18 protein-coding genes and 1 pseudogene are annotated in these 24,460 nt (G+C 61.8%); 7 read left to right on the top strand and 12 right to left on the bottom strand.

The window, feature by feature from the left end:
• The first annotated feature begins 241 nt into the window (after window positions 1-241).
• Window positions 242-1,798, top strand: coding sequence for a glycoside hydrolase family 30 protein (locus tag VIM98_RS09060; RefSeq protein ID WP_331992773.1), 1,557 nt, complete (start codon window positions 242-244; stop codon window positions 1,796-1,798).
• A 15-nt stretch (window positions 1,799-1,813) separates the two neighbouring features.
• On the opposite strand, the gene VIM98_RS09055 is transcribed toward VIM98_RS09060, so the two are convergent.
• Window positions 1,814-2,404 (bottom strand): TetR/AcrR family transcriptional regulator, encoded by a 591-nt coding sequence (locus VIM98_RS09055; protein WP_331992772.1) that lies wholly within the window; start codon window positions 2,402-2,404, stop codon window positions 1,814-1,816.
• Window positions 2,405-2,509: 105 nt separating this feature from the next.
• Here VIM98_RS09055 and VIM98_RS09050 point away from each other — a divergent pair, with 105 nt between their 5' ends.
• Window positions 2,510-3,046, top strand: a complete 537-nt coding sequence (locus VIM98_RS09050) for a hypothetical protein (protein ID WP_331992771.1) — start codon at window positions 2,510-2,512, stop codon at window positions 3,044-3,046.
• A 210-nt stretch (window positions 3,047-3,256) separates the two neighbouring features.
• Here VIM98_RS09050 and VIM98_RS20655 read toward each other — a convergent pair.
• Window positions 3,257-3,784: pseudogene (locus tag VIM98_RS20655) on the bottom strand (DUF6985 domain-containing protein).
• Window positions 3,785-4,299: 515 nt separating this feature from the next.
• Between VIM98_RS20655 and VIM98_RS09035 the strand changes: the two are divergent.
• Window positions 4,300-7,698 carry an autotransporter outer membrane beta-barrel domain-containing protein gene (locus VIM98_RS09035; protein ID WP_331992768.1) on the top strand — a complete coding sequence of 1,133 codons (3,399 nt, stop codon included), beginning with the start codon at window positions 4,300-4,302 and terminating at the stop codon, window positions 7,696-7,698.
• Window positions 7,699-7,854: 156 nt separating this feature from the next.
• Here the strand turns inward: VIM98_RS09035 and VIM98_RS09030 are convergent, their stop codons facing one another.
• Both VIM98_RS09030 and VIM98_RS09025 read right to left on the bottom strand, forming a co-directional pair.
• On the bottom strand, window positions 7,855-9,336 hold the full coding sequence (locus VIM98_RS09030) for a multicopper oxidase family protein (protein WP_331992767.1): 1,482 nt from the start codon (window positions 9,334-9,336) through the stop codon (window positions 7,855-7,857).
• A gap of 277 nt (window positions 9,337-9,613) precedes the next feature.
• Window positions 9,614-10,273: a uracil-DNA glycosylase gene (locus VIM98_RS09025; protein WP_331992766.1), complete on the bottom strand. Its 660-nt coding sequence runs from the start codon at window positions 10,271-10,273 to the stop codon at window positions 9,614-9,616.
• 241 nt (window positions 10,274-10,514) lie between these two features.
• Between VIM98_RS09025 and VIM98_RS09020 the strand changes: the two genes are divergently transcribed.
• Window positions 10,515-11,564 (top strand): hypothetical protein, encoded by a 1,050-nt coding sequence (locus VIM98_RS09020; protein WP_331992765.1) that lies wholly within the window; start codon window positions 10,515-10,517, stop codon window positions 11,562-11,564.
• Between the two features lie 494 nt (window positions 11,565-12,058).
• On the opposite strand, the gene VIM98_RS09015 is transcribed toward VIM98_RS09020, so the two are convergent.
• Genes VIM98_RS09015 through VIM98_RS08980 form a run of 8 tightly spaced genes read right to left on the bottom strand, consistent with a single transcriptional unit; the run spans window position 12,059 to window position 20,484 of the window.
• A complete protein-coding gene (locus tag VIM98_RS09015; RefSeq protein ID WP_331992764.1) occupies window positions 12,059-12,823 on the bottom strand; it encodes a DUF1080 domain-containing protein in 765 nt (254 codons plus the stop codon).
• Between the two features lie 20 nt (window positions 12,824-12,843).
• Window positions 12,844-13,740 carry a hydroxypyruvate isomerase family protein gene (locus VIM98_RS09010; RefSeq protein ID WP_331992763.1) on the bottom strand — a complete coding sequence of 299 codons (897 nt, stop codon included), beginning with the start codon at window positions 13,738-13,740 and terminating at the stop codon, window positions 12,844-12,846.
• 2 nt (window positions 13,741-13,742) lie between these two features.
• On the bottom strand, window positions 13,743-14,798 hold the full coding sequence (locus tag VIM98_RS09005; RefSeq protein ID WP_331992762.1) for a sugar phosphate isomerase/epimerase: 1,056 nt from the start codon (window positions 14,796-14,798) through the stop codon (window positions 13,743-13,745).
• A gap of 29 nt (window positions 14,799-14,827) precedes the next feature.
• A complete protein-coding gene (locus VIM98_RS09000) occupies window positions 14,828-15,418 on the bottom strand; it encodes a gluconate 2-dehydrogenase subunit 3 family protein (protein WP_331992761.1) in 591 nt (196 codons plus the stop codon).
• Window positions 15,419-15,429: 11 nt separating this feature from the next.
• Complete coding sequence (locus VIM98_RS08995) at window positions 15,430-17,121, bottom strand: GMC family oxidoreductase (protein WP_331992760.1); 1,692 nt, start codon at window positions 17,119-17,121, stop codon at window positions 15,430-15,432.
• A gap of 19 nt (window positions 17,122-17,140) precedes the next feature.
• Window positions 17,141-18,034: a sugar phosphate isomerase/epimerase gene (locus tag VIM98_RS08990; RefSeq protein ID WP_331992759.1), complete on the bottom strand. Its 894-nt coding sequence runs from the start codon at window positions 18,032-18,034 to the stop codon at window positions 17,141-17,143.
• A gap of 39 nt (window positions 18,035-18,073) precedes the next feature.
• Window positions 18,074-19,291, bottom strand: coding sequence for a nucleoside permease (locus VIM98_RS08985; RefSeq protein ID WP_331992758.1), 1,218 nt, complete (start codon window positions 19,289-19,291; stop codon window positions 18,074-18,076).
• Window positions 19,288-20,484 carry a Gfo/Idh/MocA family oxidoreductase gene (locus VIM98_RS08980; RefSeq protein ID WP_331992757.1) on the bottom strand — a complete coding sequence of 399 codons (1,197 nt, stop codon included), beginning with the start codon at window positions 20,482-20,484 and terminating at the stop codon, window positions 19,288-19,290. The genes VIM98_RS08985 and VIM98_RS08980 overlap by 4 nt, the downstream gene beginning before the upstream one ends.
• A gap of 345 nt (window positions 20,485-20,829) precedes the next feature.
• On the opposite strand from VIM98_RS08980, the gene VIM98_RS08975 reads away from it, so the two are divergent.
• From VIM98_RS08975 to VIM98_RS08965, 3 genes are all read left to right on the top strand, one after another.
• Window positions 20,830-21,906 carry a LacI family DNA-binding transcriptional regulator gene (locus tag VIM98_RS08975; RefSeq protein WP_331992756.1) on the top strand — a complete coding sequence of 359 codons (1,077 nt, stop codon included), beginning with the start codon at window positions 20,830-20,832 and terminating at the stop codon, window positions 21,904-21,906.
• 327 nt (window positions 21,907-22,233) lie between these two features.
• Window positions 22,234-23,763, top strand: coding sequence for a hypothetical protein (locus tag VIM98_RS08970; RefSeq protein ID WP_331992755.1), 1,530 nt, complete (start codon window positions 22,234-22,236; stop codon window positions 23,761-23,763).
• Between the two features lie 89 nt (window positions 23,764-23,852).
• A partial coding sequence (locus VIM98_RS08965) for an alpha/beta hydrolase (RefSeq protein ID WP_331992754.1) occupies window positions 23,853-24,460 on the top strand: 608 nt, incomplete at its 3' end.

Genomic DNA, 24,460 nt, shown 5'->3' with positions numbered 1-24,460 from the left:
GTGCGGGACTACTGAGTCCTGGCCCGAGCTTCATCGCGTCTGCATCTTGCTGTCTATCGGGTGCATGGACGTGCGCCTTCATCCAGACCAAAACCTTTCAGGTTCGCTATCCTGTAACTGCAGGGCTGGCCCCGCGTGAGGCCCGGTTTTGCAAGCCGGCACCGCTTCCTGTTTAGATACAAGCCAAGGGACATCGTGATCGAAGTGAACCGCAGCATAAGCAAGGGGCTTTGCGCGCACCATGGATGAACACGGGTCGGATACCGGGCGGCTTGCCGTCGTCCTCATTGCCGGGCTGGTCCTGGCTACCCTGATCGCTCTCGATGTATTGCCTTCACGGCAACCGGCGGCGGTGCCCAAGGGCGCCGCGTCCGCACAGCCGGTCGTACCCGTGGTCGAGGTGTGGCTGAGCACCGCCGATCGTCGATTGAAGCTGGCGCCGCAACCCGATATCGAGATGACTGCCCGTGGCGCACAGCCCGCCGATGTCGTCATCGACATAGGAAAAACGTACCAGACCATGATGGGCTTTGGAGCGGCGATGACGGACTCGTCCGCCTGGTTGCTCCAGAACAAGCTCAATGCGTTCCAGCGTGCGGCCTTGCTGCAGGAGCTATACGGTCCGCCGCCCAATCTCAATATGAACATGATGCGCCTGACCATCGGCGCTTCGGATTTCTCGCTGGCGCCTTATACCCTGGACGATATGCCTGCCGGCCAGATCGACCCGGATCTCGAGCATTTCAACGTCGCGACCAACCTGGTGGATGTGATACCGACGGTGCGCGAGGTCCTTTCCATCGCTCCTCAGTTGCGTATTGTCGCGTCCCCATGGAGCGCACCGGCATGGATGAAGACCAACGAGGATCTCATCGGTGGCTCGCTGCAGCAGCAGTACGAAAGCATCTATGCGGACTACTTGATAAAGTACATCCAGACGTACCGCGGTTACGGCATCCCCATCTTCGCGCTGACCTTGCAGAACGAGCCTGCGTTCCTGCCGCTCACCTACCCTGGCATGGAGCTGACAGCGATCACGCGGTCACGCCTGATCTCGCAATACCTGGGACCGAAGCTGGAGAGCCGCAAGCTGCCCACGCGCATTCTGGAATGGGATCACAACTGGAATCACCCCGAGCAGCCATCGAGTGTATTGGCCGATCCGGAGGCCGCACGCTACATCTCCGGTGTCGCGTGGCATTGCTATGCAGGCAGTCCGTACGCGCAGAATCGCGTACGCCGCGCGTTTCCGCAAAAGGATGTCTATATCACCGAGTGTTCCGGCGGCGATTGGGCTTCGGCCATTCATGGCGAACTGCTCTGGTTCTCGCGCGATTTGTTGATTGCCGGCATCCGTCAGTGGGCGCGAGGCGTGATCTATTGGAACCTGGCACTCGATGAGAACCACGGTCCGCATTCGGGTGGCTGCGACTTATGCAAAGGCATGATCGCGATCGACTCGCTGACGGGGGCGGTCAGTCGCAACGACGAATACTATGCCATAGCGCATTTCAGTCGCTTCGTCTTGCCCGGCGCGTCGCGAGTGAGTTCCACCGAAACCGAAAAGGGCATTGCCAATGTGGCATTCCAGAATGCATTCGATGGATCGGTCGTGCTGGTGATGGTGAACAGCAACGCCGAAGCGCGCCCGATTTCTGTGGCCGAAGGCGCCACCCGGTTCGAATACACCATGCCCGCGAAAAGCGTGGCTACCTTCCTGTGGAGCCGTGACCAGGGCATCACCTGGATCCGACGGGCTATATGGTGGTTGCGGAGTCGATCGCAGGTCGGCGAGTGAGCGGCGCGGCTTGCATCAAGCTTGCTGGCTTTTACGCGCATCGGAAGGCACGAGCCTCTTCAGCCCGCTCGCCACGATGTCGGCAAACACTTTCGGATCGCCATATGCGCGCGCCGCCAGCATGGCCCCGTAAACCATCGCCATAAACGCCTCCGCTTCCTGGCGCGCCGAACCCTGTAATTCGAAGCGCCCCATCTGTGCGCCCTTGGTCAGCACGATTTCGAGCCAGTTCGACAAATCGCGGAAATGCATGCGTACCGCATCGGCCAGGTCGGCGGGCAGGGTGGGCAATTCGCTGGCAAGCATGCCGGCGACACAGAAGGGTGCCGACGCGTCGGCAATGCACCTCTCCCAATAGCCGGTGTACATGTGTAGCTGCTCTTCGGGTTCGAAGGCGCCGGAAAGTGTGCGCGTCTGTTCCAGGATCACCGCATGCGATTGCTCGACCACCGCGCGCGCCAAGTCGGACTTGGCAGGGAAGTGGTGATGGATGCTCGCCTTGCGCACCTGTACCTCTTCGGCGACATCCGCATAGCTAAAGCCGTTGTAGCCCCGGGTCTGGATAAGGTGGCGAGCCGAGTCGATGAGTTTCTGTTGGGTGGTCATGCTTCCATCCTACCACTAGGTAGGTAAATGACCAAGCAATAGCCCATTTGACAATCAATCTACCTACTAGTAGGATGATTCCACTTTCCCCCTCAGGCTCCTCCCATGAACTCGCTTCGAAACTTCTATTTCCTCCGTGCCGGCGTAGCTTTCGTCTGGGTCGCCCTGGCTTTCCTCTCCGCTTCCGCGCCAGCGCTTATCGCGGGTACGTTGCTCGTGCTTTACCCCGCCTGGGATGCGGCTGCCAACCTGCTCGACGCGCGACGTAGCGGCGGGCTCCAGGCCAACCCAGGACAAAAATTCAATGCGCTCACCAGTATTGCCACGGCCGTATTCATGGCGATCGCCTTTGCTCTTCGTGGCAACGCGGGTGCGGTTTTGGTGTTCGGTATCTGGGCGCTTCTCGCGGGCCTGTTCCAGCTGGCGGTAGGCATCCGGCGCCGCAAGCTAGGCGGCCAGGTTTTCATGATGATCAGCGGCGCGCAGTCGGCGCTGGCCGGGCTCATCTTCATCAAGCAGTCTTTTGGCGTGGCACCTGGCATTGCCCAGCTGGCTCCCTATGCCGCGTTCGGCGGCGTGTACTTCCTGTTGTCGGCGCTCTGGCTTGTTTTCAGGAAGGAGCGGGCTGTGCCTGCGGTTTGAATGGCAGGTGTTTTTAATGATGTCAGGTCGTTCTTGCGTGCGGGGTTGCCCCCTCACCCCGACCCTCTCCCCCGGCGAAGCCGGGGGAGAGGGAGCACACTGAGGCGAACCTCAATACTTCGCACTTGCGTAACCCGCTCCCTCTGCCCTGGCTTCGCCGGATAAGGGTTGGGGTGAGGGGACGCCGCAACGTGCCGCTACGCCTGACGATCAAACCCGAACATACACAACACCTTCATAATCGTTTCTGCCGTACGCATCCGCGTTCGTAAGTTGGCCGTCATACGGCCCAACCTTGGTTATCTCGCGCCCATCGCGAAGAACGAGTTGAAGGCCATGCTCCTGCTCCCAGTCGCAATTGCATTCAAGGGAAATATAAACGCGGCGATCGCCATGGCTCCTGCGGCTAACGATAGCTTCGCCGCCGAACTGGACATGGCGCCATACGTCCATCGGAGCGGCAATACTCAAAGGCACCCATTCGTCAGATGAAAAATATCGCTTTGTATCTTCGTAGTACTGAAACACGAACGCCGCCGCCGCTCATAGAACATCCTCATCGATCGATAGCAGATTCGCTATCGCTTCGTGGAACGCCTCTTTATCGTCGTCATCGTCATATCCCTCCAGGCAGATCCGATACGGTTGCGCGCCGAGCGCCTTGATCGTGACCTCGTCGCTTATGTACCAACCGAGGCTCTCGTCCTCTATGAGCGTTCCAAGCCCTGGAATATGCACGTGCGTCTCCTTCAGGTTCTCGATCAGGAAGCCGGCTTGAGAAGCTACGTGTCGGCATTGCGTAAATTTATGCCATTTTCCCAGCAAAAGCTTTCATCGGCAGATGAAAGCCGGGTGTGCTAAAGTTTCTCCCTCAATAGCCGTAGTTTAACCTTGGGGCCATACGGGGGTTGCACGGCAGATGGGCGCCTTTGAATAACTGCCTGGCCTTGTAGGAGCGGCTTAGCCGCGACCGTCCAAGGCGCGGCGCTCCCGGTCGCGGCTAAAGCCGCTCCTACAAGGCAGCCAGGTTTTTAAGCATTCCAAAATATCGCGAATGCACGCAGCAAGACACGGAAGTAAATCGCTTTGGGGGCGATGTCACATTTGAAGTCAGGGTCATTATGGAAAGAAAATCCAGGAATTCACTGGCAGCTGCCGGTGTGAGTCGCGTGCGCATTTCAAGCGTCGCAGGTACCCATAGAGAATACATAGCGGCCGAATGCGGGAGCGCCGCGCTTCGCCAGCGACGCTGCTTGATTTTGTCGACTGCCATTGCCGCGCTTTTGACAGTTGCCGGCGCACCTCCGGTGAATGCGCAATCGGTGGTCGGCAGCGGCGATCTGAATCCGGGGCCTGCTCAGTCGCCGAACTGGAATCTCGGCAGCAATGGCATGCTTTATGTCGGCGATACCGGCACCGCCACCTTGACCATTACGGATGGCGGCTCGGTGAACAGCGGGGCCGGCGTACTTGGCAACCAGAATGGCAGCCAGGGTACGGTGACTATTTCCGGCGTCGGCAGCAACGGCGCTGCTTCGACCTGGACCAGTGCCGGTGACTTTTTTGTCGGCGAGTCAGGCTCGGGAACACTGCAGATCGCCGATGGCGGTGCGATGAACAATGCCGGTACCGCCTTTATCGGCGACCAGGCCAGCGGCACCGGTTCGGTCACCGTCTCCGGCCGCGGTAGCAACGGCAGTGCCTCGACCTGGTCCAATTCGGGCGATCTGGTCGTTGGCCAATCGGGCGCGGGCACGCTTCTCATTGAAGGCGGCGCCGCGGTAAGCGACGACAACGGCTACATCGGCGGCAGCACCGATAGCTCGGTCACCACCGTCAGCACAGCCACCGTCACAGGCCGCGACAGTAACGGTAACGCCTCCATCTGGGCCAACGCCGGCCAACTTACCGTCGGCGCCAACGGCACCGGTGCATTGAACATTACCGATGGCGGCCTGGTAACCAACGGCATCGGCTCAATCGGACTTGAAGCCGGCAGCAGCGGTACCGTCACTGTTTCGGGCAGCGATGGCAATGGCCACGCCTCGACGTGGACCAGCAGCGGCCAGATCTATATCGGCGAAAATGGCACGGGTTCGCTCCTCGTCGAAGATGGCGGTGTGGTGAACAGTGACCAAGGTCTGATCGGCGGCAACACGGGTGGCGTGGGTACCGCCACAGTCACCGGCAAGGGCTCGACCTGGAATACCGGCAATATCTACCTGGGCGGATCGGACGGCCCGGGCAGCGGAACACTGTCCGTTGCAGACGGCGGTACCGTGAGTGTGGCGACAGGGAACGGAGGGGCCGCATCCCTCTATATCGGCTTCGCTGCCGGCGGCCAAGGCATTGTCAATGTCTCGAGCACCGGTGACAGCGTCTCGACCCTGACAGCCACCGATCGCATCGAACTCGGGGTCGACGGTACCGGCACGTTGAACATTGGCGCGGGCGGCTTCGTGAGCGCCGGCAGCGATACTTATATCGCCGAGCAAAGCACTGCCAGCGGAACACTTAATCTAACGGGCGATGCCAACGGCCGCGGTGTTCTCGAGACCGGCTCGGTGATCAAGGGGGGTGGAACCACCGCCGTGCTGAATCTCGACGGCGGTATTCTGCGCGCGAACCGCGACGAGGCCAATTTCCTCAATGGCTTCCAGACCCTGACGGTGGGCAGCGAAGGCGCCTGGTTCGATACCAACGGCCACGATATCGGCATCGCCACCGCCTTCTCCGGATCGTCGACGTTCAACAAGCTGGGGCTGGGCACGCTGGCTCTGACGGGAGACAGCTCCGGCTTTACCGGTCCGACGACGATCTCCGCGGGCACCTTGCAGTTGGGGGACGGTGGCACCACCGGCATGATCGGCAGCGATGTCACGGATAACGGCACGCTGGCCTTCGATCGCTCGGATGCCTACACCTTTGCCGGCACCATCTCGGGCACGGGCTCGGTCGCGCAGACCGGTTCCGGAACGACGATTCTGACCGCGGCCAACAGCTACAGCGGAAACACGAGCGTAGCGGCGGGCACGCTCGTCGTCGGCGATCCGTTGCATATGAGCGCTACGCTTGGCACGGGCGAAACAACCGTGCAGGCCGGCGCGACGCTCGCTGGTTACGGCACGGCGCCGGGTTCGGTCACCAACGCGGGAACGCTTGCCGTGGCGAACGCACTGCCTGCGTTTGCATCCGACGCAAACGGTACATTCACGATCGGCGGTAACCTGACGAACCAGGGCATGGCGAACGTCGCAGCCGCGTCCGGGCAGATCGGCAACGTGCTGGAGGTGGGCGGTAACTACGTCGGAGCCAACGGTCAGTTGGCATTGAACACGCTGCTCAACGAAGGCGGCGCGGCGACAAAGACCGACCGCCTCGTCGTCGCAGGCAATGCCAGCGGCAGTACCGTAATCCAGATACATGCCACCGGTATCGGTGTGCAGACGATCGGCGATGGCATTGAAGTCGTGCAGGTGAGCGGCACATCGGCGGCCAACAGCTTCCGCTTAGGCAACGTAATTCAAAGCGGTGCGTACCAATATTTGCTGTACCAGGGTGGCACCGCCAGCGCGAACGACTGGTATCTGCGTTCGACACTCGAAGCTCCGCCCACCACGCCAACCGGCCCCACCGAGCCGCCGGGCGGACCGACGACCACGCCTCCACCCCCGACCGCCTATCGTCCAGGTGCGGTGGGTTACGCCATGACGCCGATGCTCAATGCCGACTATGGCTTTACGATCATGGGTCGGCTGAACGAGCGTGTGGGCGATATCGCGAGCGTCGAGGCCGGGCAGCCCGACAAAAGTAGCGACGGCTCGTGGGCACGCATCGGCGGGAAAGACTTCGATGCCAACGCCAACGATCAGTTCTCAGCCAACGAACACGTCTTCTTCGGACAATTCGGTAAGGACTGGACCGTCGCACAGCCCGACCAGGGAGGCAGCACGCATGCAGGCGTGATGATGACCCTGGGGTCGACCTCGGGTAGCTTCGACGACACCATGCGAAGCATCAACCCGTTGCTCTCCAATGCCACCGGCTCGGTAGAAACGCATGCGCAATCCATCGGCGGCTATTGGACGAAATACCTCGCCGACGGTGCCTACTTCGACGGCGTAGGCCAGTTCACGCACTATCACAACAAATACAGCGACATCTATGGCGGCGGAGCCGCGCAGAGCGGTTATGGCGCGGCTGCCTCGGGCGAGGTAGGCAAGCCCTTCAAGCTGGGCTCGAGCGAGGTGATGCTCGAACCGCAGGCGCAGCTGATCTACCAGTACCTGCACCTGAGCGGCACCAGCGACCAGATTTCGCCGATCTCCGGCACCAACACGAACGGTTTGCGTGGTCGCGTAGGCGTACGGTTGTTCCGACCTGATCTGAGCAACGACAGCCGGACGATGTCGACAACGCTCTACCTGACTGCCGATGTCATGCACGACTTTTTGACCCCGGGCCAGACCACCGTCAGCGACATGCCATTCAGGGCCAACACGTCCAGGAGCTGGTACGACCTGGGGGCAGGCGTAACGATGAGGACAGGTAAATCGTCCGTGCTGTATTTCAACGTGAAGTACGCACGCAACCTTGGCGGTGAATATCAGCGCAGTATCTTCGGCCAGGCCGGCTATCGTTACTCGTGGTAGTTACGAGTCGTTTGGATCGGTGAAGCGAAGCTTTTAAAGGGAATCTGCCTTGTAGGCGCGGCTGAAGCCGCGCCCACAAGGTAGCCAGGTTTTTTCAGGTACTGCAAAATGCACGTAGACGTAACGATGAGCACGCGGATCCATGCTGCGAAGGAATCATGTGCAATCGAACAGGGCCATGAAGCCAAAGTCCATGTGCAGTTGCATATGGCAATGAAACAACGACAGGCCGCGTTGATCGGCGACGAAGTCTATTTCCATGGTTTGGTAGCCTCCCAGCATGGCGACATCCTTCAGGATGCCGCTAGTCGGTTGATTCGCGATGCGGACGATTTCAAAGCTGTGTCTGTGCAGATGCATGGGATGGATGTCGTCGCTGGCATTGTGCATGCGAAGCCGATAGCGACGTCCGTGGCGTAACTGGAACATGGGTTTCATTGCCTTCATGTCGAAGGCCACGTCGTTGATCGTCCATCGATTGAAGCCGCCGAGGGCGGCGTTCTGCTTGGCGAACGTCATCTCGATGATTTCGTCGGGCTCCGCCGGCTGGGCGTCGGGCTTGGCAAATCGCCGGTAGTCCCAGGCAAAGGCCTTCGGTTTCTCCCAGCGGGGCTTGCCGTGCTGGCCTGCGTATTCAACGACTACGCCCATGCCGTGCCGACGGTCGTCGTCGGCCAAATCGCCCATCACCCAGACACCCGGGCGGTTCATTTCTACGATGGCGCTGATGCGCTCAGCCGTGCCTAGCCACAGCACGGGAACGTTGGCGGGACGCGGCACGGGATTGCCATCCAAGGCGACGACCTGAAAGGTGTGACCGGGCAAAGCGAGGCTGCGGATCTCGGTGGCGCTGCCGTTGACGATGTGGAACATCACGCGCTCGCCAGCTTTCACCCGGATGGGGTCGCCATGCCCGAGCATGCAGCCGTTGATCGCAAATGCCTGATAACCCACTTCGTAGCCATGCGCGGCGCCACTGGCCAGCGATTGCTTCATGGCGGTTTCGCCGCGCTCTTCGAGCGAGCGGTCGCGCGCTCCCGGCTGCAAGAAATCCATGGCCATGTCGCCTCCCTTGCTAAAGAGCGGGTCGAACTCTTTCAGGACAAGGAACACCTCGCGGTCGAAGGCGCCGGGCTCCCGCCGGGGCTCGATGTACATCGCGCCGACCTGGCCGCTGTACTGGCCAAGAGCCAGGTTGCTGCCGGCGACTACATGCGTGTGGTAGAAGCGCAGCCCCGCCGGCCCCGGCATGAACGACAGGCGACGCATGCCGTGCGGTGGAATGAAGGGCGTGCCTTCTTCGGCGGCTCCGTCCACGTCGACCGGCACGGTTTGTCCATGCAAATGGAGCTGTTCCGGTACATCCGTGTCGTTGTAGACATCCAAGATCACGGGCCGTCCTTCTTTGAGTCGAAGGAGCGGGCCGGGAAACTGACCGTTATAAGTTGTCGTGGAGACGATGTGGTCGGGCGAGAGCTCCACCAGGCTGCGGGCGATATGCAGTGTCTGATCCGCCTTGCCAGCAGGCTGCATCTTCGGTGTGTCCTGGGCAAGGGCCTGATGGGCCCATTCGGGGAGACTCGCAGCTGCGGCAGCCAAGCCGCCGAACTTCAGGAAGTTGCGACGATCTATCGACATGATTTGCCTCGCCATGGGGGGAGATGTTGAGGAGCAAAGGGTGGGTATCGATAGCCGGGATGTTCGGTACCGACCTGTCGTCTGGGCGTGAGTACGGAATGCCGTATGGCGTCACCGGTCCGGCTGTATGGGAGATCGTAGCAGGCAGTGTTTAAAATCCGGGGCGATGCCGTCCATGACGTCGTTCCGAATGCAATGTTGGACGCCCCTATCTCTCTACAAGGTTCGAACGACAAATCGCGGCTGAAGCCGCTCTTACAAAGAGCGCCGGATTTCCTTATCGAAGTTGCTTTGCTACCAAAGCAAGTCCGGCTCGAAATGCGGTGGCGCCACCATTGGAAGGATGGCGGATCTTGTTCGCGTCGACACCGAGTTCCCGCAGCGAATCGGCGGCCACGTTTCCAACGGCAACGACGGTGACATCGGGCAACGCGGCAAGAAGGTTGTGCAACACCGACGCGCCGGCGATCTTCTCGGCTCTGTTGGGCGCCCGATTCGACAAAGGGGAATCCCCGTAAGGGTGCCACGGGAATGCGCCCCACAGGATGGTGCGGTCTGCCAGCCCTTGCTCGTGAAGCGCACGCCATACGATGGTAGACGATGGCTCGCGCCAGGGAAGCGATCGTGAGGTAAGCCGGCTGGTCAACGGCGTAATACGCGGCACAAGGCCTTCCAGCAGTAGCGCTTCGGACGTGAACGGGCAGCCCGTTATCCGCGTCCCCTGATAGCCAGGTGCTTCGCCGACTAACAGCAGCTTGGGAGCGGGGGCGGACAAATGAAGCCTCAGGCGTTCGCGGCGTCCTTCCACTGGCGCGGTAGCGATGTCGTCTGCGGAGACCGTATTCCACGGATCGAAAACATGTGGCATCTCCGCGGTTGGCGCCGAAAAAAGATCGTGAAGGAATGCTGCGATGTTTGGCTTGGTGCGGATGGCCATGCATTCACTCCAAAGATCGATTGAGCTCGGGACGCTAGTTACCCTTGGCGCAAGAAATTACTCATTCGCACGGCGGGCTGCAAATCATCCCTCCTATTCAAAGCTGTGATTGAAGTCACTTTGTGCGGATGTAACCGGCTGCGTGACACACCCGAAGCATGAGAAGGCTGTGCGCACGGTCGGGAATAAACATAGCGGCAACGGGCGTTGCCGCTTGCTCACCTTACATCGAGGAACAACCATGAAAATCGCAATCTACGGATCGGCGCTACTGGCGCTGATGTCGGCCGGTGTTGCCTGCGCACAAGGCAGTTCGGGTTGGAACGATGGAGATCTCATCGTTACCGCGTCCAACACCGCCAACAATGCGTTGTTGGTCTACAGCACCCATGGCGGGCTGGTCGATCGGATTCCCACCGGCGGGGCCGGCGGTGTCAGCGGCAATGCGGGTGGAATAGCCCAGAATCATGACCTTCTTGCCGTCGTCAATTTCGGCTCGGATAACGTCTCGGTGTTCAGCAAGTTTGCCGGCCGCAACACGCTCCGCCTCGAAAAAGTGGTGCCGGCCATTACGAGCCCGGTAAGCGTCGCGTTCGGTCGCAATCATCTCTATATCCTGACAGCCACTCATATCGAATCGCATCCCATCGGTCGTGCTGGGGTAAGTCCTGTTGCAGACGGCAAGGCTCAGCTGGTGGTCGCCGACGGCTCCGCCGCGCAGGTGGGTGTGATCGATGGTGAGCTGGTGATCACCGAGAAGACCAACGTCATCGAAAAGATCGGCCTGAACGATCAAGGCGCGGTGACCGGTGCGACCCGCGCGGTGGCGAATATCCCCGCCAACGTCAACGCGCCGTTTGGTTTGGCTACGCGAGGCAATGACGCCTACGTGACGATTGCCCATGCCAACGAGATCAGCCTGGTACGCGACGATGCCGTGCTGACAGTGACCGATTCCGGTACGCAAATGTCGCCTTGCTGGCTTGCGCTGGATGGGCCGTTCCTGTTTTCCGCGAACTCCCCCAGCCATTCCGTATCGCGCTATGCGGTCTATGGCCAGAAGATTATTCAGGACGCGGCGGTTGTGGCGACCTTCAATGGCAATCCCACCGATATCGCCTACCGTGACGGCCTTGCGGCAGTAGTAGACGCCAATGCATCGGTATCGCATCTCTCCGTCTTCGACGTCGATGGCGATGGCAACTTCAGTCTGAAGCGCAGTGTAACCATCGACAATACCGCGACCAATGGTGTTGCGATCCTTCATGACAACGAAGGTTTCAACGATTGATCTGGCGTAGATCGCCACGGTAGCGATATGACTGTTGCGTGTGAGGCTACCCCCTCACCCCAACCCTCTCCCCCGGCGAAGCCAGGAGAGAGGGAGCGGGTTGCGCAAGTGCGAAGTATCGAGGTTCGCCTCAGTGTGCTCTCTCTCTCCTCCGGCTTCGCCGGCGAGCAGGTTGCGCAAGCGCGAAGTATTGAGGTTTGCCTCAGTGTGCTCTCTCTCTCCTCCGGCTTTGCCGGGGAGCAGGTTGCGCAAGCGCGAAGTATTGAGGTTCGCCTCAGTGTGCTCTCTCCCCGGCTTCGCCGGAGGATCAGGTTGCGCAAGCGCGAAGTATTGAGGTTCGCCTCAGTGTGCTCCTTCTCCCCTGGCATCGCCGGGGAGAGAGAGCAGGTTGCGCAAGTGCGAAGCATTGAGGTTCGCCTCAGTGTGCTCCCTCTCCCCCGGCAAAGCCGGGGGAGAGGGTTGGGGTGAGGGGGGCGCCGCAAGGCGCGTGTCACTCAATCCAACGATCGCACCCAGATATTACGGAAGCTGATCGGCAGCGACGGATCGCCATGTGCCTGCAGCTTGATCGCCGCATCGGTATAGGGCTTGTACTTCGGCTTGCCGATATAGAACGTCTCGCCAGTGAGCTGAGTATGGTTCTGCACCAGCACGCCGTTATGGAACAGCGTGACATAGGCCGGCGTCTTCACCGTGCCATCGGCTGCAAATACCGGCGCTGTCCAGACGATATCGTAGGTCTGCCATTCGCCCGGCGGACGCATGGCGTTGACCAAGGGAGCAGCCTGCTTGTAGATGCTGGCCGCCTGACCGTTGACGTAGGTCTTGTTGTTGAACGAATCCATGATCTGGATTTCGTAACCTGCGTCACCGGGCCCGGTCGAGGCCAGAAACACACCGCTGTTGCCGCGCGCCTGACCTTCGCCGGTAATGCCGACAGGTGCCTGCCACTCCAGATGCAACTGGTAGTTCTTGAAATGCTGCTTGGTCTGGATATTGCCCGATGCCTTGTCGACCGTTACCACGCCGTCGTGCACTTTCCAGCGCGCGGGCGACTGGTCCTTGGTCGACTCCCACTGCGACAGATCGCGGCCATCGAACAGCACGACGGCATCCGACGGCGGCGCGCTGTCCTGCCTGCCCGGCGCGATGACCTTGGGCACCGGCTCCCACTGTTCGGTCGCCTTGGGATCGGTCTGTGCCCATGCGGGCGCCGCGAGAACGAAGAGAGCTAGAACGATCGCATTCTGCTTTGTCATGGACATCTCTCGATGAAGTTTCAAACCGTGCATATCTTGAACGCCTCGGCAAACGAATCGAAGGGGTCCGATTGCGACGGCATGAACTCGTGCGCGATAAAACCCTGGTAATTGAGGTCCGCAATCGCCTTGGCGACGGCGTGATAGTTGAGCTCCTGCGTACCATCGATCTCATGTCGCCCCGGCACGCCGCCGGTATGGAAATGCCCGATCCACTGGATGTTGTCGCGGATGGTGCGGATCACATCGCCTTCCATGATCTGCATGTGATAGATGTCGTAGAGCAGCTTGACGTTCGGCGAGCCGATGCCCTTCATCACCGCGACGCCGAAAGCGGTATGGTCGCCCTGGTAGCCGTGATGATCGACCTTGCTGTTCAGCAGTTCCACGCATAGCGTGATGCCGTGCTCGGCGGCGTACGGCGCGATCTTGGACAAGCCCGCCACGCAGTTATCGACGGCTTGCTGTTCGTCGATCCCCTCCTTGCGGTTGCCGAACATGGTGATCATGTTGGTAAGCCCGGCGCTCTTGGCGAGCGGGATAGTCGTTTCCAGCTCTTTCAACAACGTGGCGTGATTGGCCGGGTCGTTGAAGCCCATCGTGATGAAATTATCGCGCTTGGCGGGATAGCCCATCGATACGGCAAGCCCACTGTCGGTCACCACCGCCCATTCGTCCTGGTACAGCAGGTCGACGCCGGCGAAACCCAACGCTTTGAGGCGCTTGCACAGCTCAGGGAGCGGTGCCTTGGAAGTCCAGCGGCTCAGCGATTGCTTGAGGCGTCCAGGTGTCGTTCTCTCGGGAGCGACTTTGCCGGGAGAGGGTTCGGCGGTCGCGAACAACGGCATGGCACCGACAGCGGCCGCAGCGGCAGCAAGTCGACCCAGCGCGGCACGGCGCGTGATATCGGTGGACATGGTTATTCGAGACCCAGTAGCTGGCGGTTGAAGGTGCGGTCGCTGCCGGTCGCGGCAAAATCATCGAACGCGCGCTCGGTGACCTTGATGATGTGATCGCGGATAAAGGGCGCACCTTCTTTCGCACCTTGCTGGGCATCCTTGATGCAGCATTCCCACTCGAGCACGGCCCAACCCGGATAGCCGTATTGCGCCAGCTTGCTGAAGATCGCGCGGAAATCGATCTGACCGTCACCCAGCGAGCGGAAGCGTCCGGGTCGATCGATCCAGCTCTGGTAGCCGCCGTAGACGCCCGCGCGCCCATTCGGGCGGAACTCGGCGTCCTTTACATGGAACGCACGGATGCGCTCGTGGTAGTTGTCGATGAACTGCAGATAGTCCATCTGCTGCAGCACCATGTGGCTGGGGTCGAAAAGGATGTTGGCGCGCGGATGGTGTCCGACGGCATCGAGGAAGCGCTCGAACGTGGCACCGTCGTGCAGATCTTCGCCCGGATGCAGCTCGTAACAGACATCGACACCCGCTTCGTCGAATGCATCGAGGATAGGGCGCCAGCGCTTGCCGAGTTCAGCAAAGGCTTCTTCGATCAGCCCGGCAGGGCGCTGCGGCCACGGATAAAACAGATGCCAGGCCAGCGCGCCGGAAAACGTCGCATGCGCTGTCAGCCCGAAATGCTGGCTCGCCTTTGCAGCCAGCTTGAGCTGCTGCACGGCCCAGGCCTGGCGTTCTTGCGGACGACCACGCAACGCGGGGGGCGCGAAACCGTCGAACTGCCGGTCGTAGGCGGGGTGCGAGGCCACCAGCTGTCCTTGCAGATGCGTGGACAGTTCGGTCACCGCCAACCCATGCTCGGCCAGCATTCCGGCGATGTCGTCGCAGTACGTCTTGCTTGCCGCAGCCTGCTCCAGATCGAACAGGCGATGATCGTTGGAGGGAATCTGCACACCGACAAAGCCGAGCGATGCCGCCCACCCGGCGATGGCGGGGAGCGTATGGAACGGTGCTTCGTCCCCCGCGTATTGGGCAAGAAAGATCGCCGGACCCTTGAGTGTTTTCATGCGTATGCCCTCCGCCATCGGTGCATGGGTCAGATCCTCAATTCCGTCTCGACCGCCCAGGCCCTGCCGTTGCCCGCTTCGGTCAGCGGGATATCGGCCTTGAAACCGCCGGGAACGGCGACGTACTGCAATACCTGCGTACTGCCGGGCTGGGACATGAAGAAGCCGAGCATGGTCAGCTTCTTGGTCATCATCACAAAGTCGGCAGCGGGTGTCAGCGCGACTTTCATGGGCCCGGCGATGGCATCGCCATGGAGCTTGGTGACCCATGCCTTGCGTTGGGCCTCATCCAACTGGAGGAACGGTTTGCCGCCGGCCTTGTCGAATGCGGCCAGTGCAGTGAGGTATCGCTGCTGCTCGGCCTTGGTATAGACATCCTTGAACATCGAATCGATAAAGGCGGGCACGCCCGCATCGAGCGCTCCCGGCGTATCGGTATGCGGGATGATGATGTCCGCCACCGCAGCGATCGTGCTGGTCTGCTGCGGGCTGAAGAAGCGCGGTGCCGCGCCCGGTTTCTGGGAGGCCGCATGGGCATCGAAGACAGCCAGCAGGGACGGCCCGGCCACGGCGCCCACGGCAAGCGCGGACATGCATTTCAACCATTCACGACGATTCATGGCCGGTCTCCTTAGATATTGCCGCGCTTGAGTTCTTCCACGGCGTGGCTGGCCGCGCGTGCGGTCAGCGCCATGTAAGTCAGGGAGGGGTTCTGGCAGGCGGAGGAGGCCATCGCCGAACCGTCGGTGATGAAGACGTTCTTGCACGCATGCATCTGGTTCCATGCGTTGAGCACCGAGGTCTTCGGGTCGCGGCCCATGCGTGCGGTACCCATTTCATGGATACCTGCGCCGACGTTGGCCTGCATCGTGAAGGAGCTGACATTGCGATAGCCGGCGGCGTTAAACATCTCCAGCGCGTCGTCGATGATCTCCTTGGTCATCAGGGTTTCGTTCTCCCTGTGCATGGCATCGAAGTTGAGCACGGGCAGGCCGTACTTGTCTTTATGGTTGCGGTCGAGCGTCACCATGTTCTTGTGATTGGGCAGCATTTCGCCGAAGCCCATCATCGACACCCACCACGGTCCGGGTTTCTCCGCTTCGCGCTTGAGATCGTCGCCCAATGCCGGCGTATCGACCAGCCGCGTCCAGTCGCTGCGGCTTGCGCCGCCCTGGTAGCCGAAGCCACGCAGATAGTTGCGCTTGTCCGAGCCGACGTTGCGGTAACGCGGAATATAGAAGCCGTTGGGGCGGCGCCCGAAGTAGTAGCGGTCTTCATGGCCTTCGACCAGCGCACGCGCGCCGTGGCCGAAAATATGGTCCATGATGTTGTGGCCCACTTCGCCGCTATCGTTGCCGAAGCCGTTGGGGAAGCGGCTGGAGACGGAGTTCAGCAAGATATGCGTCGTGCCGAAAGTCGAGGCGTTCAAGAAGATCACGCGCGCGAAGTACTCCGTCTGGTGCCCGGTCTCCGCATCCAGCACGCGCACGCCCGTCGCCTTGCCCTTGACGTTGTCGTAGATCACTTCATAGACAATGGCATTGGGAACGATCGTCATATTGCCGGTTTTCTCGGCCGCAGGCAGCGTCGATGAGTTGCTGCTGAAGTAGGCGCCGAAGGGGCAGCCGCGCATGCACAGGTTGCGATACTGGCACTGCGCGCGCTGCGGGCTCAGGTTGTGCTTGAGCGGTTCGGAGAGGTTGGCGGTGCGGCCGATGATCAGCTTGCGCTTGAACTTCTCCTCCAGCTTGCCCTGGAAATCCTTCTCGACGCAGTTGAGCTCCATCGGCTTCAGGAACTGGCCGTCCGGCAGCTGCGCCAGGTGCTCGGTCGATCCGCTGACGCCGATGAAATGCTCGACGTAGTCGTACCACGGAGCCAGGTCTTCATAGCGGATGGGCCAATCCACGCCGACGCCTTCCTTGCCGTTCGCCTCGAAATCCATCTGGCTGAAGCGGTAACTTTGCCGGCCCCACATCAGCGAGCGTCCGCCGACGTGATAGCCGCGGAACCAGTCGAAGGGCTTGGTTTCTTCATACGGGTTGTCGATATCGTCGACGAACCAGTGCTTGGTGGACTGCGTAATACCGTAGAACGACGGGCGCGTACTCTTGGGGTGGCGCGCGATGTCTTCCTGCGTCGGCTCGTCGGCGTAGGGCAGCTCCCAAGGCGCCTTCATCGCCGTGGGGTAGTCTCCGTGCTTGACCATCGGGCCGCGATCGAGCACCAGGGTCTTCAAGCCTTTTTCGGTCAGTTCCTTGGCGGCCCAGCCGCCACTGACGCCGGTACCGACAACGATGGCGTCGAATGTGTTCTTTTCCATGCGGTTACCTTGGGGCAGTTCAGCGCAGCGGGCGCAGGTAGGCGTAATCGACGCGCGCGGCGTCGAGCTGGCTCATGCGGTCGAACGGACCTTCCTGCTCGACGAAGCAATGCTTCAGTCCAGCGGTCGCCGCTGCCGCCATGATCGGCTTGTAATCGAGGGTGCCACGGCCGAGCTCCGCGCCCGGGTAGTTGTTCTTGCCGTCGGCCCCGGGCAGGAAATCCTTCGCGTGCATCAGCGGGATGCGGCCGGCATTGGCCTTGAAGATATCGGCGGGATTCTTGCCGCCTGCGTGCACCCAGCCGCAGTCGAGCTCGAACTGGACGAGCTTGTGGTCGGTTTCCTTGAGCAGCACATCGTAGAACGTCTGCCCACCGCCCACGTCGGTAAATTCGAGATGGTGGTTGTGATAGGCGTATTGCAGCCCGGCCTGCCTGGCTTTCTCGGCGAGGCGATTGGCGTATTCGGCAGTGCGCTTGGCTTCGTCGAGCGAGTAGGTCGGCTCCGGCGCGCTCTTTCCCTTCGCGGCCTGCTCCTTCTGCATGATGGACGGCAGCATGCTGCTGACGATGAACTTCGCGCCGAGCGTATGTGCCGCTTCGATACCCGGCTCGAAGCCGAGACTGTCGAAGTGCATGCTGGGGCAGCGCAGGCCCGCTTCGCTCAACTGGTCGCGCAAGGTCTTGGCCGTGCTTGTGACGATGGCTTCGATCTCCGTATAGCCGATCGACTTGAGCGTCTTGAGCGTACCGTTAGGGTCGTCCTGATACGCCTTCAACACCATATAGAGCTGGATGCCGAGCGGCTTGCCCTGCGCGGTCGCGGCAAGGATCTTTCCGGACGAGCCAAGTGCGAGCCACGCCGCCGTGCCGCAAAGGGCGGAGCTAGCGAGGAACTGCCTGCGATTCATCATGAACGGGTTCTCCCGTGGGGCCAGGGACGGTAGGGGAAATCAGGCGGCGTCGGTGACAGGGTGGGCCACCGTCGCCTTGCGATCCTTGAACAGCAGTACGAACAAGACCAGGACAAAAGCGGCGCAGGCGCCGGCGATCGTCCAGATGGCGCGCCAGTCGTGCGTCGCCACGCCCTGCGCATCGGTATGCGCATACGTGTCGACCACCAGCCCGGACAGCCACGAGCCGACGAACATGCCAAGGCCGTAGGTCAGGAAGGTGATCAGACCTTGCGTCGCCGCGCGCAAGGCAGGCGGCGCTTCGCGATCGATATAGATCTGGCCGACGACAAAGAAGAAGTCGAAGCAGATGCCGTGCAGCACGATGCCGAGCCACAGCATCCACATCAGTTCGCCAGTGGCGCCGTAGGCGAACATGGCATAGCGCACCACCCAGGCCAGCATGCCGGCGGCAAGCATGTACTTCACCCCCAGGCGCCGGAAGAACCACGGAATCAGCAGCATGCAGAACAGTTCCGACATCTGCCCGCCGGTCATCTTGCCGGCGGCGTTGACCACGCCGATCTCGTTGAGATACAGGTTGGTGAACGCGTAATAGAACTGCAGCGGGATACAGATCAGGAACGAAGCGAGCGCAAACACGGCCATCGAGCGATCGCGCAGCAGATGCAGGGATTCCAGCGGCAACGCATGGCGCAGCTCGAAGCGCGTGTTACGCGCGAGCGGCGGCGTCGGGGGCAGGGTAACGCAATAGATCGCCATCGCCAGCGAAAGCCCGGCAGCCAGCAGCAACGGCGAGGCCGTCGCTTCGACACCCCAGGCGCCGACGATCAGGCCCACGACGATCCAGCCGATCGTGCCGAACACGCGGATCGCGCCGAATTCTTCCTGCGGATCCTTGATGTGCCGCATCGCCAGCGAAGCGGTCAAGGCCAGCGTCGGCATGTAGCAGAGGCTATAGGCCAGCAAGGTGGCATACACCACCGGGAACGCGCTCTGCTGCGCGGCAACCACGAGCAGCAGAGCGCCGATCAGATGCAGCACCACAAGCACGCGGCGCGTATCGAACAGGCGGTCGGCGAGCAACCCGACAAACAGCGGCGAGATCATCGCGCCGATAGCGGTGGTGCCGGCGACGGCGCCGATTTCCTTGCCGCTGAAATGCAGCGTCTGGCCTAGCCAGGTGCCGACGGTGACATACCAGGCGCCCCAGATCGCGAACTCGAACAACATCATCAATCTAAGGCGCCACTTCATCCGCGTTTCCTCGTTGTACGTGGTGTTTCGAGAGGGTCTTCGATGGGCTGCCATACGCCGCCGGCGGCATGGCTCTTGAGCATCGCGTCGACCAGCAGGCTGTTGCGATAGCCATCGGCAAACGTGGGCAGCGCGGCCGGCTTCGTCGCGGGCGTGCCGCCGCGACGAATCCATGCATACGCATCCGCGATCAGGTTGCCGAAAGCATCCGCCCAGGCTTCCGGATGGCCCGCAGGCAGATGCGCGTAGCCGCGTGCGGTCGGATCGAGCAGGGCAGGGTCTCGCGTCAATACCGTATTGGCCTGCGCCTGATGGCCGATCCACAGATCGTTGGGCTGTTCCTGCCGCCACGCCAGCGAGGCCTGGCGTCCGTTGATCTCCAGGCGCAGGTCGTTCTTGTGACCGGGAACCACCTGGCCGACCGTGACACAGCCGCGCGCGCCGTTATCGAAACGCAGCAGCACGCTGGCCAGATCTTCGCTGGCGATCTTGATCTTGCGTCGCGGCGCAGATTTGGCCGCACCCGCAAACGCTTTCGGCGATGCCGCCGGCACCTCGCGCACCGGCACGGCGGTGTGCAGATCGGCCAGCACCGCGATAATGCGCGCGCCGGTGACATGCTCGGCCAGATCGCACCAGTGCGAGCCGATATCGCCCAGCGCGGAACTGGCGCCACCCAGCTTAGGATCCAGGCGCCACGAATAAGCGCGTTCATCGGTCAGCCAATCCTGCAGGTAGCAACCGTGCACGAACACCGTCGGGCCGACCTTGCCCTTGGCGATCATCGCGCGCGCCTGCTGGATCAGCGGATAGCCGCGATAGTTGAACGTAACAACATGCGCCACCTTCGAGTCGCGCGCGGCTTCGTACAGCTCGCGAGCCTCCTGCGCGCTGCTGGCAAGCGGCTTGTCGGAGATCACATGCTTGCCCGCACGCAGCGCGGCCAGGGAAACCTCCCGGTGCAAGTGATTCGGCGTGGTGTTGTGCACCACCTGCACGGCGGGGTCGGCCAACAGCGCTTGGTAGCTTGCATAAGCCCGCCCGGCATTCAGTTCGCGCGCCCGCTTCTTGGCCGATTCGAGGCTGGAGCCGGCGATGCCGACGATCTCGACATGGCCCAGGCGCCGCACCGCATCGAGGTGGTGCGCGGCGATAAAGCCGGGGCCGACGAGCCCCATGCCTAGCTTCTTCATCGGGTGACCGCCTTGGCGCTGGTCGACATGGACTGGCTTGCCATTCCCCTTCCGAGCTCCCCGTTGTCGCAGAAATGTATTCGATTACATCCGCATAAACACTGGCTTTTCCCACGTCGCCTGTGCGAAGTTGGCGTCGCCGCTCTCGAGTGGCTCGCCGTAAAGTCCTACAAATGCGGCGATGTTATGTAACAGATGTACAAACGTCGGTGCAACGATTTCATGTAATCCATTACATTGCATTGCACCAATATCGGTCGGAATGGCCGCCGGGGCCTATCGTTCTCCGGCGCTGCCGGCTGGTATCGTTCAAGACACAGTAGCGATAAAAGGCGGCCGAAGCTCGTGAGTGGGGATGGATCCAAGCCTAAGCGGCAGCGCAACAACGGCGAGCGTGCGGCGGCCGCCTCGCAGCCGGCACGTGTCCGGACGGTCAAGGAAATCGCCGCCATCGCCAAGGTTTCCGTGGCGACGGTCTCACGCGCCTTGCAGCGGCCGGAGGTCGTCAGCGAAACCACGCGCCAGCGCATCCACGACGTGGTCAAGCGCCTGGGCTACACACCCAATGCCCTGGCGCGCAACTTGCGCACCGCGCGCACGCGCCTGATCGTCGCCTTGCTGCCCGACATCGCCAATCCCTTTTTCTCGGAAGTGATCCGTGGCATCGAGCAGGTCGCGCACGAGAACGGCTACTCGGTGCTGCTGGGCGAAACGCAAAGCAGCCTGGTACGCGAACAGGCCTATGCCGACATGGTCGCGGCGCGGCAAGCCGATGGGATCATCACCATGTCGCATCGTGTACCCGCCGTTCCCATCGATGGCCGCCTGCCCGTGGTCAACGCCTGCGAGTACGTCAAAGACAACAAGATCTCCAGCGTCTATATCGACAACGTCGCCGCCGCCGGCGCCGCGGTCGACTATCTGGTGACGCTTGGGCACCGCGACATCGCCTTCATTGCCGGCCCGTCGTCCAGCCCGATCTGCGTCGATCGCGAACAGGGCTACCGCCTTGCCTTGCAGCGCGCGAACATCGCTGCCGATCCCGCCTTGATCACTGTCGGTGACTTCTCGATCGAAGCGGGCGAGCGCGCCATCGACCTGTTTCTTGCGCAGGGACAATCGTTCAGCGCGGTGTTCTGTTCCAACGATGAGATGGCGATCGGCGCCATACGCGCGCTGACCTCCAAAGGCCTGCGCGTCCCCGACGATGTCTCCGTCGTCGGCTTCGACGACATTCGCTTCGCCCGCTACACCTCGCCACCGCTGACCACCGTCGCCCAGCCGAAGAACGCGATCGGGCGCGAAGCCATGACGATGCTGATCGAACTGCTGAACGATCCCGGCGTGCCACCGCGCAAGCGCGTGCTGTCGGCCGATCTCGTCGTGCGCGGATCGACAGGTCTACGCTCGCCTGGGCGTTGATAACAACCAGCGCCACATTCCAACAGCCTTGCTGTTCTCACTTCGTCGCCCAGGCGTCCGCCAGGACGACGAGTGTGCAGCTTTGCGTGCCGATCCCTCCTCTGTAAACAAGGGAGGGAGCAGGCCACGCAAGCGCGAAGCGTTGAGGCTTGCCTCAGTCAGGCTCCCTCTCCCCTGGCTTGCCGGGGGAGAGGGTCGGGTTGAGGGGGCAACCCTCCACGCAACGACAACCCACTAACCCATCAGCCATATCCACACACCCAAACACCGAGGCATACACTCGACCCTCATGCCTCAGAGGGCCACCCCATGAAGCCAAGCGCCGCGTTGCTGATCGTCGCCACCCTCATGGGCGCCTCAGCCAGCATCTCAACTGCCTGGGCCCAAGAAACCCACTCCCATCCGGCCCCGGAAAAACTCGGCACCGTCAGCTTCCCGACCTCCTGCGCACCGAACGTCGCCCACGACTTCGAGCGCGCCGTAGCCCTGCTGCATTCCTTTGCCTACACCGCCGCAGAAACGGCATTCCAGAATGTCGCCAAAGCCGACCCCGCCTGCGCCATGGCCCACTGGGGTGCAGCCATGTCGTACTACCACGAACTCTGGGGGCCACCCAGCCCGGCCGAGCTGCAAAAAGGCCAAGCCGAAGTCGAGCAAGCCCAGCGCCTCAACGCCAAAACCGACCGCGAACGCCAACTCATCGCCGCCATCGCCGCGTACTACCGCGACGCCGACCGCCTACCGCCCCCAGTCCGCGCCAAAGCCTACGAAAAGGCGATGAGCACCGTCGCCAAAAACTATTCCGCCGACACCGAAGTGCAGGTCTTCTACGCGCTCTCCCTGATCGCCACCGCTCCGCCCGAAGACAAAACCCACGCCAACCAGAAGCGTGCCGCCGCCATACTGGAGCCGATCTATCGCAGTTACCCGGATCACCCAGGCATCGCCCACTACCTGATCCACGCCTACGACAGCGCGGAACTCGCCCCGCGCGGCCTGGCCGCGGCACGCGCCTACTCGAAGATCGCACCGTCCGCGCCGCATGCCTTGCACATGCCATCGCACATCTTCACGCGATTGGGCCTGTGGGACGACTCCATCGCATCGAACATCGCCGCCCGCACCGCGGCACACAACCAGCACGACGTCGGCGAAGAACTCCACGCCATGGACTATCTCGTCTACGCCTACCTGCAACGAGGCCGCCAAAAAGAGGCCGAGCAGGTAGTCGCGGAACTCGACGCCATGGACGCACTCAGCGGCAGCGATTTCAAAGTCGGCTACGCCGCCACTGCGATGCCCGTCCGACTCGCCATGGAGCGCCACCAATGGGATGCAGCCATCGCACTAAAAGCCCTGCCCGAATCCGCCCCGCATGTCGCCGCCGTCGTCTATTGGGCACGCGCTGTAGCCAACGCGCGCGCAGGCCATCCACAAGCGGCCAGCGATGACATCGCACGCCTCGACACCTGCCGCCAACAACTGCAAGCCGCCGGCAACGCCTACTGGGCAACGCAAGTCGATGTACTGAGCAAAGAAGCCCGGGCATGGCAGCTCGCCGCCAACAATCAACCGAAAGAGGCAGTCGACCAACTCAGCCAAGCGGCCGCCGAAGAAGATGCCGTCGAGAAACTCCCCGTCACGCCTGGCCCCATCATCCCCGCGCGCGAACAACTGGGCGACCTGTTGCTATCGCAACATCGACCGCAAGAAGCCCTGCAAGCCTATCGAATCGCCTTGGCCGATGCGCCGGGCAGACTAGGCGCGCTCACGGGTGCCGCCAAAGCAGCCGATCTCGCGGGCGACACCCGGACAGCGCAACAGATGCGAGCCAAGTTGCCGGAGAAGATCGACTAACCGCCCGCTCACCGTGCCCTTTGCCCTATTGCCGTATCCCAGGCGGAGCCCAAGAATCCATCGACGCATCGAACCGGCGCGACATCGTCATGAAAACAGGATCGGGCTCACCTCTCGCGCTGCTATGCGGCGCCTTACTGACCGGGCTCGCGATCGCAAGCCCGGCCGCGGCCCTCGACGCCGCCGCAGCACCGTACTACCAGCCCCACCGCCTGGTCGAAATCGCACCCGGCCATAAGCTCAACCTCTATTGCATCGGCTCCGGCAGCCCCGTCGTCATCTTCGACTACGGCTGGGGTGGCCCGCCGACCGCATGGGAATACATCCAGCCCGCCATCGGCCGCCTGACCACCGCCTGCACCTACGACCGCGCCGGCTACGGCTTCTCCGACCCCGGCCCGCTACCGCGCGACACCTCCGCGCTGGTAGACGATCTCCATCGCCTGCTGGTGGCGGCACACCTGAAGCCACCCTACATATTCGTCGGCCACTCCCTGGCGGGTCTGAACGGCGTGCTCTTCGCCGACAAATACCGCGACCAACTCGCTGGCATGGTGCTGGTCGATCCCGCGTTCGCGCACCAAGACGAAAAGTTCACCGCCATCCCCGGCGTCAAAGCCATCCTGGAATCGTTCAAGCCCGACTACGCCGAATGCATCGCCGTAGCCAAATCAAAGCAACTCCCCACCGACGCCAA

The organism is Dyella sp. (assembly GCF_036568765.1).
In the GTDB taxonomy this organism is placed as follows: Bacteria; Pseudomonadota; Gammaproteobacteria; order Xanthomonadales; family Rhodanobacteraceae; genus GSA-30.
Note: the sequence above shows the minus strand (reverse complement) of the source record. Positions and strands in the feature narration are given on the sequence as shown.

Bases quoted from the DNA above. Each gene is read 5' to 3' on its own strand.
- VIM98_RS09025 (WP_331992766.1), bottom strand. From the start codon at position 10,273: ATGGCCATCCGCACCAAGCCAAACATCGCAGCATTCCTTCACGATCTT.
- VIM98_RS08990 (WP_331992759.1), bottom strand. From the start codon at position 18,034: ATGATGAATCGCAGGCAGTTCCTCGCTAGCTCCGCCCTTTGCGGCACG.
- VIM98_RS09030 (WP_331992767.1), bottom strand. From the start codon at position 9,336: ATGTCGATAGATCGTCGCAACTTCCTGAAGTTCGGCGGCTTGGCTGCC.
- VIM98_RS09015 (WP_331992764.1), bottom strand. From the start codon at position 12,823: ATGACAAAGCAGAATGCGATCGTTCTAGCTCTCTTCGTTCTCGCGGCG.
- VIM98_RS08985 (WP_331992758.1), bottom strand. From the start codon at position 19,291: ATGAAGTGGCGCCTTAGATTGATGATGTTGTTCGAGTTCGCGATCTGG.
- VIM98_RS09050 (WP_331992771.1), top strand. From the start codon at position 2,510: ATGAACTCGCTTCGAAACTTCTATTTCCTCCGTGCCGGCGTAGCTTTC.
- VIM98_RS09000 (WP_331992761.1), bottom strand. From the start codon at position 15,418: ATGAATCGTCGTGAATGGTTGAAATGCATGTCCGCGCTTGCCGTGGGC.
- VIM98_RS09005 (WP_331992762.1), bottom strand. From the start codon at position 14,798: ATGAAAACACTCAAGGGTCCGGCGATCTTTCTTGCCCAATACGCGGGG.
- VIM98_RS08980 (WP_331992757.1), bottom strand. From the start codon at position 20,484: ATGAAGAAGCTAGGCATGGGGCTCGTCGGCCCCGGCTTTATCGCCGCG.
- VIM98_RS09055 (WP_331992772.1), bottom strand. From the start codon at position 2,404: ATGACCACCCAACAGAAACTCATCGACTCGGCTCGCCACCTTATCCAG.
- VIM98_RS09060 (WP_331992773.1), top strand. From the start codon at position 242: ATGGATGAACACGGGTCGGATACCGGGCGGCTTGCCGTCGTCCTCATT.
- VIM98_RS08995 (WP_331992760.1), bottom strand. From the start codon at position 17,121: ATGGAAAAGAACACATTCGACGCCATCGTTGTCGGTACCGGCGTCAGT.
- VIM98_RS09010 (WP_331992763.1), bottom strand. From the start codon at position 13,740: ATGTCCACCGATATCACGCGCCGTGCCGCGCTGGGTCGACTTGCTGCC.
- VIM98_RS09020 (WP_331992765.1), top strand. From the start codon at position 10,515: ATGAAAATCGCAATCTACGGATCGGCGCTACTGGCGCTGATGTCGGCC.